The following is a 14,586-nucleotide window of genomic DNA, read 5'->3' as shown; positions in this document are numbered from 1 at the left end:
TCACTCATTACAGGAAAGTCTGACGGTTTCTTTGCGCTGTAATCCGTTGAGTCTGTAATGCCGAATCTTGCATATAGTTTCATAAGCAGAATTTCAATGGTATCAAGCTGAACATCTGTAAAGTCTTTGTAGGCTCTGAAAAAATCCTTTAAAAACGCAATGTGTTGTGACAATCGGGTAGCTTTGTTAAACGCATCAGGTGCATCTTTGTCAATATCACCTTGACCTGTATTCCAAGCCTTAGGTTCAAGAGGGTTTATCTTGTATCTGCCTGACATAAAGTCAATGTAACAACCGCCAAGTGAGTTGGTAAGGTTCTCATACTCTGATTCAGGGTCAAGACAAACAATTTTCTTTCCACTTTCACGAATGTTTGTGAGAATGAGTTTCAACAAATAACTTTTTCCTTGCCCTGAGTTGCCGAGAATCAGTATGTTTGAATTTGTCTTGTCCTCTGTTCGTCTGTCAAAGTCAACAAGAATATTCGTGCCGTATTTATCTCGTCCGATATATAAGCCGTTGGGGTCTGTCTTACCTGAGAAGTTAAACGGGAACAGATTCGCAACAGAACTTGCCGGCAACACCCTTTCATAAAGACTGCCGAATTGATTTGAACCTATGGGTAGGGCAGACAAGAAACCTTCCTTTTGACGAAGTGTAAGTCTGTCAACCACGATATTTGAACGGGTAAGCTCCATTACAATATCGGTTTGAAGTTCCTTTAGTTTCTGTTTGCTCTTGGCTTTCAATTCTATAAATACCGAACAATGCAAAAGAGGTTCTTTGTTCTTGTGCATATTTGCAATGAGGGTAACAACATCCTGCAGATTGCCCTGTGCCTCAATGGTTTCGTTTACATCATTACCGCTTGATTTCAGTTTGTTTTTGCGTGTGGCGTTCTGTATGATTTTTCTCTGCTCCATACTTTCCACAAGTCTGTGATAAATGCGAAGCGTTACACAATTTCTGTCGGCAAGCTGAGAAAGTATTGCCTGTTCTTCCGTTGAGGTTGGATATTCACGCACCGCCCACACACTGCGATATGAGTCCCCAACAATGTAGTGATCGGTAAAGAACTTTATTGTTGACGGCAGAATCATATCAAAGAAATCTTTAGTGTAAATCTCCTCTGCCTGCTGTGGTGTAAGCACCTTTGGTTTTCTTTTAAACAGTCCCATTTTTACCTCCTTAGTTTCGTACCGCCAATACAAGTATGCGGTCATCCTGATTGTTGCCGTAACAGGTTGACAGCGTTAATATCTGCTGACCGTATTTTGGTGCGATACCTGTTTCATAAATAGATTTTTCTTTTGCGTATTCAACCAAAGAGTTGTACCTCTTTTCTGTAAGCGCTGATGTAAACCTGTACCATTCATCATCAGACTTAACTTTCAGAACAGCAAAGACGGTATATGCAGATACACCGCCTTTTGTTTCAAGCGCAACTGCTTTGTGTTCATCTCTGTATGAAGAGCTTGTATAGTTGCAAAGCTCGGCAAACATTGTGCCGTTGTTCATATGGTGTCCGTAGATTATGAGGTTTGTGCTGTCGGTTGAACATCTGCTATCCAAAAAAGGCACACCGCTAAGGCTGTATTCACCGTAAAAGTTTTTATTCAGATACTTTTGCGGATTATCGGGTGTGTGCATAACAGGATAGTTTATGTTTGTGCCTGTTATGCTTATCCAACCGAAGCATTCGGAATTCATCGCAATTAATTCTGATATTGAATGAGGTTCGTAATAGGTTGTGTAATACACAGGCTGTTCAGCTTGGACTTCATTATCTGAATCACTGACTTTTAATAAATTCGGCTTTCTAACTATTTCTTCAAGAGTTGCATCTGTTGTTTCCTCAGTAACGATTTCTGCAAGCTGTCTGAATTCTTCTTTTTCTTTGTTTTCGGTGTAAAGTTGTGAGAACACCGAAACAAGACAGGTAATTAAAATTGAAGAAAATATACCTATAACAATTCCCATTTGGATTTTCCCTTTATGCTTCTTCATTTTCAGCCTCCGAAATATATTGCTCGCCGTCATAGTCAGGCATAAGGTCACCGTTCATACTTGCATCAAAGTAGATTGCAAGAAATCGCTTGATGTCACCTTTGCTCATTCGTGTTACCTCAAAGCCTTGGTCTGCAATGATTTTTTCAACCCTGTTTGCTTTCTGCAACACATTTTCCGACTTTGCGGATTTGCACCTTGCAATGAACAAAAACTGTCTTGCTGTTGAAGTTTCCGTCTGAATACTGTCAAGAAATTTTAAATCCTTGTTCAGAATTTTTCTGACCTTTTCATTACTTTCTTCTTCAATTCTGTCTTTGATATAGCTTTTGTTTGTGTCAAAACACTCACAGGAATCGGTACAGGTTATCTCAATATCAGGCACAGCAGAAAGAATCATCATAAGGTGACGAATCTTGATTTCAATGTTGATGTGCGACAACACAGAAATATTTGTAGGCTGTACCATAAAGAAAACAAGCTCGTCTTTACCAACCTTTAAGCCGTTTTTGGTAAAGGTCTTTATACCGATTAAGTACTGCGTTGATTTGCCCTTCCTTTTTTTCTTAATTCTTGATTTACGCATTTTGTGTTTTTCCTCCATATCATAGTAATTTCGCAGGCACACAAAACTTGTTAACAACAAGCCAAGTGTGCGAATTGGGTGCAGCGTCACGCTGCCCATATAAACTCTTGTTGTGTTGAAATAAAATACTTCACAGCATAGCGGATAAAATCAAGCACAGTTGTATCTTCAAGTCGGATTGTAAGGAAACCGAAGCATAGAGTTACAACAAGTGGCAGAAAAAACTGTGTCTGTGCAAACATAAGCACAGACAACAAAAGCGCTATACAGATAATTGCAAAATCTCTCAAACTCCACAGCCATAAGTTGGCTGTGGCTTTTAAGTTTTTCGGATATAAATATGTGGTCATTTAATTCTCCTCACTTCGTAGCTCTCGCTACACTTCTTGTTAGATTTACTGCTGTTGTAGTTGCGTGAACAATGCTTGTCATATTCACCTTTACAGATGAATCAAGACCAAACTGCTGTGCTATTCTCGGTACTTCGTTTGCCGACAGCATAATGCCTAACCCCAACAACATATTACCGGGAAATGTGAGAAGTCCGAGGAACAACAGAGTTGTCTGCAAAAATGCCGTTAAGCAAAGTGCCGCAATTTGTTTCATCCACTGATTAAAACCGTCCTGATAACCTCTCGGAACGCTGAACATATACAGAGAGCCTACTGCCATTTGAATCAAAAGTATTCCGCCTCTCTTTATATTTGCGAAAAAGATCTTAATAACGCAATAAGCAAAGGCTATCATACATAACAGATTCAGTAACCCAAATGTTGTCTGTGTTGATACTGCAAAACAGCCTTCTAAAACGCTTGTGCTTTGTCCCGACAAATTGAGGCTTTGCTGTCCTGCCATTATAGATGACAAATCTCTTGAAAAAGTGTTTTGCAGACTGATACAGAATTTGTACAATTCCACAGGCACAACCCCAAAAAGAGAACAGGCGAAAAATCCTTTTAGAACATTGATTGCAGTTGTCTTAATGTTGGCTCTGCCGTTTTGGTATTCTATCGCTACATCAAATACGGCGACAACCGTTCCTGCAACGAACAAACCCCAGCCGAACAAGGTGAATAGATTGATTGTTGCCTGAACCCATTCAATGTCGAAAATATCAGCACCCATATTGCCCATCATTGTGAAGAAGTCAGCCACGGCATTGTAAATGGTTTCATAAAACCACTGAAGCATTGTGTTCCATATTGCGTTTGAGATTTGTTCACCGAGAAAGTCAAATGTACTGCCGATAGCATCGCCTATTCCTCCGATAAAATCTCCTAACCAATCAAACATTTAATCCCCTCTTTTCTATCCCAGTACTGTCCAGATATACAGAGGAGCGGTCAGCGAAAATACAAGACATCCGAAAAGGATTGCAGGTGCAGTAAATTCAAACTGACCGTGTTTTCGATAATCCATATACGCTGTTGCAAGTTTGACAAAGAACAGAATTGCAAGAATCATATCAACAGCAGGAAAAACTACATTATTAACTACGTTTTTGATTTGTGTTTGAGCCGCCGTCCAAGTGCTTTCTATCGCACTTGAAACATCACCTGCGGCGAATACCGTTACTGCCGATATTGCAAACAAAACAGCAACAACGGCAACAGTCAGAAAAATCTTTAAAAGTTTTATTCTATTACTTTTTACTTTCATTTAGATAACCTCCGTTTTCTTCAATTCCTTTTCCGATATATATTTCACCTTGATATTAAGCTTCTCGGCAAAGATAATTTCCTTTTTCATACCCTCTGTTATTTCATCACCGAACACCCATACTTCATCACATACCCACAGCAGAGAAATTCCTGCCTGCATACCGAGTTTTCTTTCGTCAGGGATTTCATCATCTAAAATGAGGGCGTAAAAATGCGGTATGACAGGAGCCATACCGCACTTAAATATATATCGGGCATATCGTTTTGCGTTTTCAATGTTTCCGGAAATGTTGCCACTCAGTGGTGAACATATATATGCCCTTCGCATTATTCATCATCCTCATCTTTCTTTTTGATTTTGATAATTACAACAGATACAAGTCCGCCCAAGGCTACTGCACCAAGTCCAATCCAAAAACCGATATTTGAGTTATCGCCCGTCTGTGGCTTTTCAGGTTCAGGCTGTGGATGAATTTTAACGGTCTGATTCTCGTCCTCAATATCTGTGTGTGTGGCAATTTCTACATCTTCACTGTACAGAGATTCAAAGACGACAATATCGGTTTCTTTTGTAACAGCAGAGCCGTCAAAGGTGAAAGACACAGTTACTTCACCGTTTGATGTTTCCGGAGTGAATGTTACTTCAGAGGTAATTTCTTCATCGTCAACTACAAACGGCTTTCCTGTTTTCTTATCCATTAAAACACCTTTTAAAGTGTATTCCTTGTTAGGTACAAGATGTCTGAAACTTACAACATCATCAATGGTAACTGTTTCTCCTGCTGTGACTTCCTTTTCTCCGTCAATAGTTGCTGTGGTTTTCAGTTTGGGGATTTTATCGTTTTCCACTGTGATTTCAATTACTTCATCATTCTTTGATACAGTAACGGGATAGGTTTCAGCGTTTGGCAGATAACCCTCGGCAGGTCTTAATTCACACACAATGTACTGACCGTAAGGAATATTGAAAAATTCAAACACACCGTTCTCATCTGATTTTGCTGTGAGGATTGAGTTTTCTTCCGTAAACTCTGTTTCATCAGTGCTAAATAAACCGAACAACGCACCACTAATATTTTCGCCTGTTTCACGGTCAATCTTCAAGCCTTTGATTGTTCCGTAAGCAAGTTCATTTCTAATTGGTTCTCCGTTGTTTACTGTAATATTTACAGTTGCAATATTCTGCCCTACGTATTCAAACACAACGGGATATTTCTCATCAGAGAGAATATAATGAATGTCCGTTTTTATTTCCTTAACATAGTAACCGCCAAACGGAAGATCTGTTGCAAAAGTTGCCTTACCGTTTTCATCACAAGTTATGATTTCAACTAGTCCGTCCTTTGGAATAACCGTACCGTTTGATGCTTTAATATCCTCATCGGCATAAAGTCCGAAAGAAACACTTTTGATTTCATTACCATTACCGATACCAAAAGTTTCGTCCTGTTCAAGAATTTTTAAAAGGTCGATTTCCACCTTCTGTCTTTCATTTACAAATGAAGTTGATGTGTTTGTCACCTTTTCGTTCTGTCCTGCATAGGTGAGTTCAATATGATTTACTGTCTTGTTCAGAACAGTTCCGTTAGGAGCGACGGTTTCTACAACACGATATTTACCGAGGTAAAGTTCGTTACTTGTTGCTGTACCTTTTTCGTTTGTTTTCAGGGTTGCAACAAGTGTATCCTTCTTCACTCTTACTGTACCGTCAGGAGTTGTGATGTCCTCGTCAGCATAGATTTCAAAGACAGCACCTGACAAACCGCTTACAGAATATTCAGGCTGATAGATGGTCGGAAGTGCAATATCATTTCCGTTTTCATCTGTATATCCGCCGCCTATTGCAGTTACATTTGAGAAAATCTCGCCTGTTTTTTCTACGGTAATTGTACCTTTCTGCGGTGTGTTTTTCTTCTCTGTTTTTACGATTGTAACGCCGTTTTCCTCACTTGTGTTTTCTGCTGTAATGTCAAAATATACAGGAGTGCTGTCGAGGATATATCCGTATAGAGCCTGAACCTCTACTATGGAATATCCTTTTCCATATGGTAGAGTTTCAGGTGTGATAAGACAGCCTTCCTCATTTGTATAGAAAGTATCAATCTTTGTAACAGTTGGATAAGTATATTTCATTGTTACAAGCTCGCCCTTTGGATTGTAAATCTGAAAGCCTGCGCCTGCATATGGAATCTGCTTGCCTGTTTCAGAATCCACCTTTACTATCTTTACATAACTTTCAAGACCTGCGTTGTTAATTAGATACTTATAGGTCTTGCCGTTTTCGTTTATGAACACATCAAAGTCCTTTATGAACTCCGTTCCGTCCCAACCTTTGGTCTGATGAACAGTGTATGTGCCGTATGGTAAATCTTTAGTTTCTGCAAAGCCGTATTCATCACATAGAAGTGTATCTCTTTCCGTTTCTTTTGCTTTACTGTAACTGCCCGACGACTTGAGATACACCTGAAACTCTGCGCCCTTTTCAGGAGTTTCTATTTTTGTACTTCCATCATCGGTATGCTTGATTATAGAGATTTTCCCCTTTGTAATGTCTTCGGTAACACTCATTGAAATTGAGTTGTTTTCGACTGTATAATTTTTCGCTTCCGCACCTATATGATATTCGGTTTCATCGAGCAGATAACCCTCGCTCGGCTCAATTTCTTTCAAAATCCAGTTATCTCCGCATACATAGTATGAGGTTGTGAAACTTCCGTTTTTGTCTGTGGTGTATTTATCAACAAGTTTTCCGTTATTGTAGATGCCGTAAACTGCACCTGCAAGTGTTGCGTTTCCCTGTGCTGTTTTCGTTTCGGCATCGGTTTTGGTGACAGTCAAACTCCACTTTTTAAGGATATTTGCAAATGAAACTGTGGCAGTTTTGCCTGACTCCACCTTAACAGTTTTACTGTTCTGTTTTGCATATTTTCCCTCTGTGTTTTCGGTTACTGTGTAAGTACCGGGCACAAGGTCTGTCAACTTAAATTCACCCTTTGAGTTCGTTTTTACGGTCTTATTAAAATTTTCACCCTTAACTATAAACTCAATATTTGCAACATTTCCGTCCTCGGAGGTTTTTACAAGTTTCAGATTACCTGAGCTTGTCTTTACTTTTAAATATGCTCTTATCGGGTCTGCATCATTTTCAACACCTGTGATTACATCCTGCAAACTTGCATCACCATACGGAACAAGCACAGTTTTGCCCACATCCGGCATCGACTTTGCAGAATTAAAGGTTAATGCATCATTTACTGCTGAAGTTGAGGTTAATGTCAATTTATTTCCCGATTTTGTGGCTGTAATTCCGTTTGTTGTTTTGAAAGTAAACTCATCAAGAATTTTGTTGCTATCAGTAAGTGTAACAGAATATTTTCCATCACTATACTTCATTTCATAGGTTTCTGCCTTTGATGCGATTGCTGATGCAAAGCTTGGAACAGTTGAATAGTTTGCAAGGCTTTTTGAAATTGCATTGTAAACCGACTTAACACCTGGGTTTGCACCGCCTGCACAAATGCCGTCTATATATTTTGTGTTGGTGCATTTGTAACCGTCATTTGTACTTCTGCAACCTGACACAAACTCCCAGACAATGAGCTGTGTTGCAATCCATTTCTGATCTTCTGTACCGCTTAAATTCTTTCCCGAACCGGGTTTACCATACAGCAGAGCAAGGTTAATTGCTTTCTGCTTTGCAGTACCTAAATTTTTCCACACAGTCGAACCGTTTTCCGTCAATGAATTGCCTGAAAACAAGCTGTGACCGGGTTCAATGCAGTAGGCTTCTTTTCCGTCTGCAAAAATCTTGCACAGTTCTTCGCCGGGAGTTCCGACCGTGTAACCATCGCTGACAGTTGTCTGCTGAAATTTGATTGTATTGCCCGTGCTGTCATAACAATAATCAAAAGTGATTGTAACCTTATCACCGCTTGCCGCACTTACGGGGAGAGTAAACATTGTGCTAAATGCGATGAGAACAACAAGTAGTATTGCCATTATTCTTGTAAATTTCTTGTTTTTGATTAAATTCGTCATATTAAAAATCCTTTCATAAAAAATATGGGGCAAGATTTTACCCTTGCCCCGATTGATGTTTTATTCTGTTTTTAATCCAATCATAGATTCATCATCTGCCTTTCATCGTAATCTTCATCTATATCATCGGACTGCTTACCGCCGTCCGTTATATTGACATACTCGCCGATAATGCTCAGCGCCTCGCAGTAACTGCCTGATTTTGTAACACGACCGCACATTTCTTTTGCCTCATCTGCCATACCGTTTTGCTTTAAGGTATGACTTGCAATTCCCATCAGATTGAAAATATTGCCGTCCTGACCTATCAATTCACAGTCGGGTTTGACCTTTTCAGCTTTGTTCTGCTCAGGTTCAAAACCGCCCAGCTTGTTATTCACATAATCGGAAAGCCAAGTTCCGGCAAAGGCTGTATATGACTGCAATCGCCACATTGACAGTTTGCCCACATCAAGGTGAACATTATCAAAGGGATAGAGAATGCAGGTAACGCCCTCATTTTGAAACACAGACACATCATCGAATTTTGTGTCATCAAGAAGTATTCCGTTTTCTGTGAGAATATCATTTATACCGTCAACCCATTCCTTTACTTCACCTCCGCAACCTTGGAGGATTAGTCCTTCCTTGTTATTCATCTTTCTTAAATCACTTGTTGTAATGTTTTTAATTGTCATTTACATTTTCCTTTCACATAAAAATAGCACCCACAATTAAGTGAGTGCTGAAAAATTGGCTGTCGGGACACCCGACTAACAATATACCACATATATTTTGTTGCTTTCTGCTACTACATTAAATGACAGGTCACTTGGAACTATGCCGTCATTTTTGTAGTAGTGTGCCACATACTCTATATCGGCATAACAGTCTGCAATCAAACTTTGTGTATCATCATAGTATGATGCATTTGTAGGTGAGAACCAACTTGCGTTGCCTGTGTTAAGAGAACTGTCATATTTCATACCAAGCTGTTTGCCGTAGCTTATGGCTGAATTTACAGCAGAAGTTACATCAACACTTTTCTTCTCTGTGGGTGGTTGTGTTATCTTTTCGGTCGGTTTCTCTGTTGCTTTTTGAGTAGGTTTTTCTTTGGTTGCTTTGGTTTTCTGCTCCGTATCTTTTGGTATTGAACCTTGCTTTGCTTGAGTTGGTTCAGTTGCCGAAACAACCGACGGATTTTGCCCACTGTCGGCTTTTTCTTCGGATTTGGTATCCGTTTTCAAAGATTTTGTTTCTTGCGATACTGTGGGGTTTACCGTGGTTTCTGCTGTTACAGTAGTTTCAATCTTACTTGTTGTATTGCTTACAAAAGTTGTTTCAGATACAGAAACATCCGCAGTTTTTGAAACTACGGATGTCCTAATATCATTATTTGCTTTTTCTTCTGCTGTACAAGCCGTGAATGTTCCTGCCGCTAAAATCAATGTAAACATAATTGCGATTTTCTTTTTCATGCTATCGCCGTCCTTTCAAGCAACAAGTATATCCAAAGATTTTGAAATGTCCAGAGAATTTTACTACATACTCTGCAAAAAGTTTTCCGATTCATCTTCCGACATATTCTCAGTTTCTGATTCTGCCTGCTGTTCGTCGAGTGACTGATGATATGCTTCCATAACCTTGTTGTTTAGTAAAGTCCTGGCTTCTTTGGAAATTGGGTGGGCAATCTCGTTGAAATGTTTTTCACCGTTATCATCAACATATACATTTGCAGGCATAGCAACAAACAGACCCTTTGCTGAATTCATAATTCTTACGCCGTGAACAACTACAGCACCACCGATTGTGACGCTGGCAAAGGCTTTTGTTTTGCTTTCTTCAAGACTTATGATCTTGTCAATTTTCACCTTGATATATGGCAGTTTCTTTTTCTGATTGTTGTTTTTGTTTCCTTTGAAATTTGTATTCTGTGCCATTATTAAATTTACCTCCAATTTAGTGTTTCTGTTTTTCTGCCCACAACAGAGAAAGATGCACAAGTGCGTCTTTCTGTTCTTCTTCGGACAGACTGTCAAGGAAATCTTCAAGAGTGTAATTTTCCTCGAATTCTTCTGCAAATTCATTGCAGTTATCGCAGATTTTCTCTTTACGCACAACTACCGAATCGTCATCAAGCTTTGTAAATGACAACACATCATTGTACTTAAACCCGATATATTTTCTAATTTCATATGGAATTGTGATTCGTCCTCTCTTTCCGAGAAACCTATATAATTTCATCGTTATTCATCCTCACTTCCTTCAAATTCATGCTTTTCTCTGCAATCATCACAGATGCAGTCGCAGTCACATACTTCATCTTTGCATCTTTCAAGAATAATTAAGCCATCTGTGGCTGTAATCTTGATAATCGAACCTGATATGATGCCTGATACAATTAATAAATCAAGCGGCATGCTGATGTATACTCTATTTTCCATGGTAAACAACATTCTCCTTTATAATTTTATTCACTTCTCTTGTTTGGTTTGTATCAAAAAAGTTGAGTTGATACGGCTTTGACCGTTCACGCTCACGCATATCATAATTTGATATTATAATTTCGTGGAATTCCTCTCCCGGTTTATACTTTTGAGCCATACTGTGAACTCTCGTAAACCTCAAAAAGTAACATCCTTTATACAAGTTTCTGCTTTCTTCACAATCGTTATATGAAAGCAGGAATTTCCCTTTGATTCCGAAAAGAGTATCACGAAGTCGCAAATGGTCATCCCAATTAAAACCACAAGAATAAAAGTGTTCAGTTTTAATATAGGGAGGATCACAATAAAAGAAAGTATCTTTTCGGTCATAATGGTTTATCAGCGTTTGAAAGTCCTGATTTTCAATTACCACATTTGACATTCTCACACTTACATCTTCTATCAACCTAAATAGACTTCGTATAGAAAAGGGTTGACAGGCAAAAGATTTTCCACTGCTTGAATAACTGTATCGCAGTAATTTTAGAAACATAACTGCTCTGCGAATATCATAATCCGTTGCAGATTTACTAAATAGTTCTATAATTTCTTTAGCTTGAGGTTCAGGTAACATTATTTTAGTAAGTTCTGTTTCCTCGTCAATAAAGTCGTTTCTAAAATTTTTGTGCTTAAAAAAGTCTTTGAGTACATTAAAATCATCTCTTGAATTAAGAGGATAGAACCCAAGTTCTTTTAAAAAAGCCATGGGTCTTTCCTTTATGCAATGAAACAAATTTACAAGGTCTTGATTATAATCGTTGTAAACCTCAAATTTGTCCGGCTTTGATTTGCCAAGCATTACTGCTCCTGAACCACCAAAAGGTTCAACATATCGGTAGTATTCCAATGGAATAACCTGATAAATAATAGGTAATATTGAAGTCTTATTACCTACCCATGTTACGGGTGTTTTGATATTATCCACCTCCTGTGGCAATATCAATCGCCCCTGAAACGACAAAAAGCCGTTGATTAAATTAAAAAATCTAACCAACGGCTTATATATATATGAAAACCGATATCAGTCGTTTGGAACGATTGATATCAGTTGTTATTTTTATTATGTTTTACTGTTTTCGTTGACCTGTTTAATTATCTTTCCTATTTCAGATATTACATTCACTGTAACAGCATTTCCGGCTTGTTTATAAAGCTGGGAATCCGACATTCCTGTTGCAAGGACTTTATCAAACTGCTCATCTGTAAAGCCTTGCAATCTCCAACACTCTCTTGGAGTAAGCTTTCTTATTCTGCCGATATGAATTTTCTTTTCCTTATCCACGAATACAACAAGGGGATGTTCCTCATCATCTGTAAGGTTGTAATCTTCTATGAACACAGCAGAATGTTCTCCTTTTCTATTGCTGATGTCGGATGCGTGACGGGCTGTAATGCACCTTGCAATTTTGGTCATTTTAGGGTCAGGGTTCATATCAATAAAGTAATATGCCTGAGTTTGGGATGTTGTAAGGGTGTGTGCAACTTGGTTTCCAACTCGTCCACGCCTTGAATTTTGTCCCAAAAAAGCTGTATCAATGCTGTCACCGGGATAGGCAATTTGGTATCCGTCCTTGGTATTTACCTTTATCGGAAGTCCAAATTCCTCTATGCTATACAGACCTGTTCTGCCACCAAAGCCACCGGCATTACTTGTTAATGTAATACTTGTTCCTTCTGAGGAATATATGCGGTCACCTTCTTTGCCCGGGTATCTTTGTACAGTAGTTTTAGAATTTGTCTGCGTGAAAGATAATACTTGTCCGGCACATTTTTCTCTATGAAATCCGATAATATACAATCTTTTTCTGGATTGCGGAACTCCGAAATTTTTGCTGTTAAGCACTTGCCATACGACATCATACCCCAATTCGTCCAACGAACTGAGGATTGTTTTAAATGTCCTGCCTTTGTTATGACTAAGCAGTCCGGGTACATTTTCAAGGAACAGATACTTAGGTCTTTTAACGGAAGCAATTCTTGCAATTTCAAAGAACAGCGTTCCTCTGGTATCTTCAAATCCTTTCCTTTGTCCTGCAATTGAAAAAGACTGACAAGGGAATCCTCCTGTAATAAGGTCGATATGGGGTAACTGTTCGGGTATGATTTTTCTTGCATCTTCAAAGTAAAGTTCGCCTCCTGTATCATACATTGCTTCATATACCTGCTTTGCATATTTGTCGATTTCACAATATCCTATGCATTCAAAACCGCCGATGGCTTCAAGACCTGAACGGAAACCGCCTATACCGGCAAACATATCAAAAAATTTGATTGCCATAAATCTTCATACCTTTGAAGATTTGTTTTATACTCACCTCACTGTTTCATAATCATTTCATTATCTTCATCAAACGTTTCTTCTTCAACTGCTGATGAAGATTGGTTTTCAGCTTCAATTTCTTCCTGCGAAAGTTTTCTGAATACATCTTCACTGGGAACAACACCAAGAGAACGACCGTTGTCCCAATCAGGAAAAATCGTACCCATATCATCTACGGCTCGAACTGTACCTCTTGTACCGGATGGCACAGGAGAATATGGGTCGTTCATACAGATAAGCTCGATTCTTGTGCCGGGTGGATACATCTGCTTAACGCTTTCAGCAAGTCTGCGCTTTCTATCAAATTTATTCAAGTTTATTACCTCCATAATTGAATTCGTAATCTTGTTGAATTTAAGTAGGACTTCTGATTTTTGTTTTCATATGTCTAACCTCCGTTATTAAATTTTTTGTTGTCATCAGATTTGATGTCTTTTCTTTTATGACTACTTTCATTATCAAAAGAGTAATCGTTACGCCTATCAAAGTTAGGCTTTTGTTTCATTTGTCGCTCAAACTTTCTAAGTTCAGGTGTGTCTGTAAAGTACATTAAAATCTCCCTTTCTTTGTAAAATAAAAAAAGCAACCGTCTTAATCTAAATTAAAACGATTGCAATAAAAAAAGAGCCAATTACTATATATCAAAATATAGTGATTGACTCATATGTTTGATTGTATTAAATTAAGCGAGAAAGATGTCAGTTCTTCTGTTCTTTGATTAGATTCTGCAGTTTTTCAACGGCATCATCTTTTGAATCAGAATCTTTAACAATCTGAATAATCGAGTTCATAAGAACATCGAATTGCTTATCAGTCATATTCTGTTCCATATCCTTTCCTTTCCGGCTTGCCAAAATAGATAATTTCTGCAAACCGAAAACTTAATAAAAACAAAGGCTCATAGAATATACTATGAGCCTCGTTGTGGCTCCCCCAACTGGGCTCGAACCAGTGACATCATGATTAACAGTCATGCGCTCTACCGACTGAGCTATGGAGGATCATATTAAGTTTTCGGCAACAACTTTTGGTCGAAGCCTTTCCTCAAACTAAGAGATAATGTTGGGTATATTTGTGTACACTCGCACTACCGACTGAGCTATGGAGGAATATACAATTTCCTTTGGATTTTACCAAAGATTTTTGTTCAGATTACATAAAAGCAATCTTTTTTGTTACTTAAATCCCCGGTAGTGGATTTAAACAACATATTTAGTTGTTCCTCAGGCTAAGTAATAGTTTCCAGTACATTTCTGTACACTCACACTACCGACTGAGCTATGGAGGATCATATTAAGTTTTCGGCAACAACTTTTGGTCGAAGCCTTTCCTCAAACTAAGTGATAATGTCGGGTATATTTGTGTACACACGCACTACCGACTGAGCTATGGAGGAATATAGTGCAAAACACCCGATTAGGTGTTTCGCCTGTGTTGGCATCTCCCTATCTTTCCGGGCCGTCACCAGCCAAGTATTTTCGGCACCACTGAGCTTAACTTCTGTGTTCG

General features: G+C 38.7%; 17 protein-coding genes and 1 tRNA gene. All 18 read right to left on the bottom strand.

Going from position 1 to position 14,586, the window contains the following annotated elements; genetic code table 11:
• Positions 1 to 1,178: DUF87 domain-containing protein (locus I2E21_RS11755; protein WP_243240641.1), on the bottom strand; the 1,178-nt coding region annotated here is incomplete at its 3' end.
• A 10-nt stretch (positions 1,179 to 1,188) separates the two neighbouring features.
• Positions 1,189 to 2,007, bottom strand: coding sequence for a class B sortase (locus I2E21_RS11750; RefSeq protein ID WP_178586101.1), 819 nt, complete (start codon positions 2,005 to 2,007; stop codon positions 1,189 to 1,191).
• Complete coding sequence (locus tag I2E21_RS11745; protein ID WP_106765355.1) at positions 1,994 to 2,593, bottom strand: hypothetical protein; 600 nt, start codon at positions 2,591 to 2,593, stop codon at positions 1,994 to 1,996. The genes I2E21_RS11750 and I2E21_RS11745 overlap by 14 nt, the downstream gene beginning before the upstream one ends.
• Before the next feature lie 86 nt (positions 2,594 to 2,679).
• Positions 2,680 to 2,943: a hypothetical protein gene (locus tag I2E21_RS11740; protein ID WP_106765356.1), complete on the bottom strand. Its 264-nt coding sequence runs from the start codon at positions 2,941 to 2,943 to the stop codon at positions 2,680 to 2,682.
• Between the two features lie 10 nt (positions 2,944 to 2,953).
• Complete coding sequence (locus tag I2E21_RS11735) at positions 2,954 to 3,886, bottom strand: conjugal transfer protein TrbL family protein (protein ID WP_242985657.1); 933 nt, start codon at positions 3,884 to 3,886, stop codon at positions 2,954 to 2,956.
• A gap of 15 nt (positions 3,887 to 3,901) precedes the next feature.
• Complete coding sequence (locus I2E21_RS11730; RefSeq protein WP_117521215.1) at positions 3,902 to 4,252, bottom strand: DUF3852 domain-containing protein; 351 nt, start codon at positions 4,250 to 4,252, stop codon at positions 3,902 to 3,904.
• On the bottom strand, positions 4,253 to 4,582 hold the full coding sequence (locus I2E21_RS11725) for a DUF4406 domain-containing protein (RefSeq protein WP_117521217.1): 330 nt from the start codon (positions 4,580 to 4,582) through the stop codon (positions 4,253 to 4,255).
• Positions 4,582 to 8,292 (bottom strand): SpaA isopeptide-forming pilin-related protein, encoded by a 3,711-nt coding sequence (locus tag I2E21_RS11720; protein ID WP_207658247.1) that lies wholly within the window; start codon positions 8,290 to 8,292, stop codon positions 4,582 to 4,584. The genes I2E21_RS11725 and I2E21_RS11720 overlap by 1 nt, the downstream gene beginning before the upstream one ends.
• Before the next feature lie 80 nt (positions 8,293 to 8,372).
• A complete protein-coding gene (locus tag I2E21_RS11715) occupies positions 8,373 to 8,969 on the bottom strand; it encodes a hypothetical protein (RefSeq protein ID WP_195411440.1) in 597 nt (198 codons plus the stop codon).
• A 75-nt stretch (positions 8,970 to 9,044) separates the two neighbouring features.
• On the bottom strand, positions 9,045 to 9,749 hold the full coding sequence (locus I2E21_RS11710) for a hypothetical protein (RefSeq protein ID WP_117521221.1): 705 nt from the start codon (positions 9,747 to 9,749) through the stop codon (positions 9,045 to 9,047).
• 63 nt (positions 9,750 to 9,812) lie between these two features.
• Positions 9,813 to 10,211, bottom strand: a complete 399-nt coding sequence (locus I2E21_RS11705; RefSeq protein ID WP_181966179.1) for a SpoVG family protein — start codon at positions 10,209 to 10,211, stop codon at positions 9,813 to 9,815.
• 19 nt (positions 10,212 to 10,230) lie between these two features.
• On the bottom strand, positions 10,231 to 10,515 hold the full coding sequence (locus tag I2E21_RS11700; RefSeq protein WP_207735349.1) for an AbrB/MazE/SpoVT family DNA-binding domain-containing protein: 285 nt from the start codon (positions 10,513 to 10,515) through the stop codon (positions 10,231 to 10,233).
• A gap of 2 nt (positions 10,516 to 10,517) precedes the next feature.
• Positions 10,518 to 10,715 (bottom strand): hypothetical protein, encoded by a 198-nt coding sequence (locus I2E21_RS11695; protein ID WP_117521226.1) that lies wholly within the window; start codon positions 10,713 to 10,715, stop codon positions 10,518 to 10,520.
• Positions 10,705 to 11,694 carry a DNA adenine methylase gene (locus tag I2E21_RS11690; RefSeq protein WP_207735348.1) on the bottom strand — a complete coding sequence of 330 codons (990 nt, stop codon included), beginning with the start codon at positions 11,692 to 11,694 and terminating at the stop codon, positions 10,705 to 10,707. The genes I2E21_RS11695 and I2E21_RS11690 overlap by 11 nt, the downstream gene beginning before the upstream one ends.
• A 123-nt stretch (positions 11,695 to 11,817) precedes the next feature.
• Positions 11,818 to 13,035 (bottom strand): DNA (cytosine-5-)-methyltransferase, encoded by a 1,218-nt coding sequence (gene dcm, locus I2E21_RS11685; RefSeq protein ID WP_195411439.1) that lies wholly within the window; start codon positions 13,033 to 13,035, stop codon positions 11,818 to 11,820.
• A gap of 38 nt (positions 13,036 to 13,073) precedes the next feature.
• Entirely contained in the window at positions 13,074 to 13,391 is a 318-nt protein-coding gene (locus tag I2E21_RS11680) for a DUF4314 domain-containing protein (protein ID WP_278297055.1), read from the bottom strand.
• Between the two features lie 384 nt (positions 13,392 to 13,775).
• Complete coding sequence (locus I2E21_RS12505; protein ID WP_276329548.1) at positions 13,776 to 13,907, bottom strand: hypothetical protein; 132 nt, start codon at positions 13,905 to 13,907, stop codon at positions 13,776 to 13,778.
• A gap of 95 nt (positions 13,908 to 14,002) precedes the next feature.
• A tRNA-Asn gene (locus I2E21_RS11675) sits at positions 14,003 to 14,078 on the bottom strand.
• Positions 14,079 to 14,586: the final 508 nt, after the last annotated feature.

This window comes from Ruminococcus sp. BSD2780120874_150323_B10 (assembly GCF_015553695.1).
In the GTDB taxonomy this organism is placed as follows: Bacteria; Bacillota; Clostridia; order Oscillospirales; family Acutalibacteraceae; genus Ruminococcoides; species Ruminococcoides intestinale_A.
Note: the sequence above shows the minus strand (reverse complement) of the source record. Positions and strands in the feature narration are given on the sequence as shown.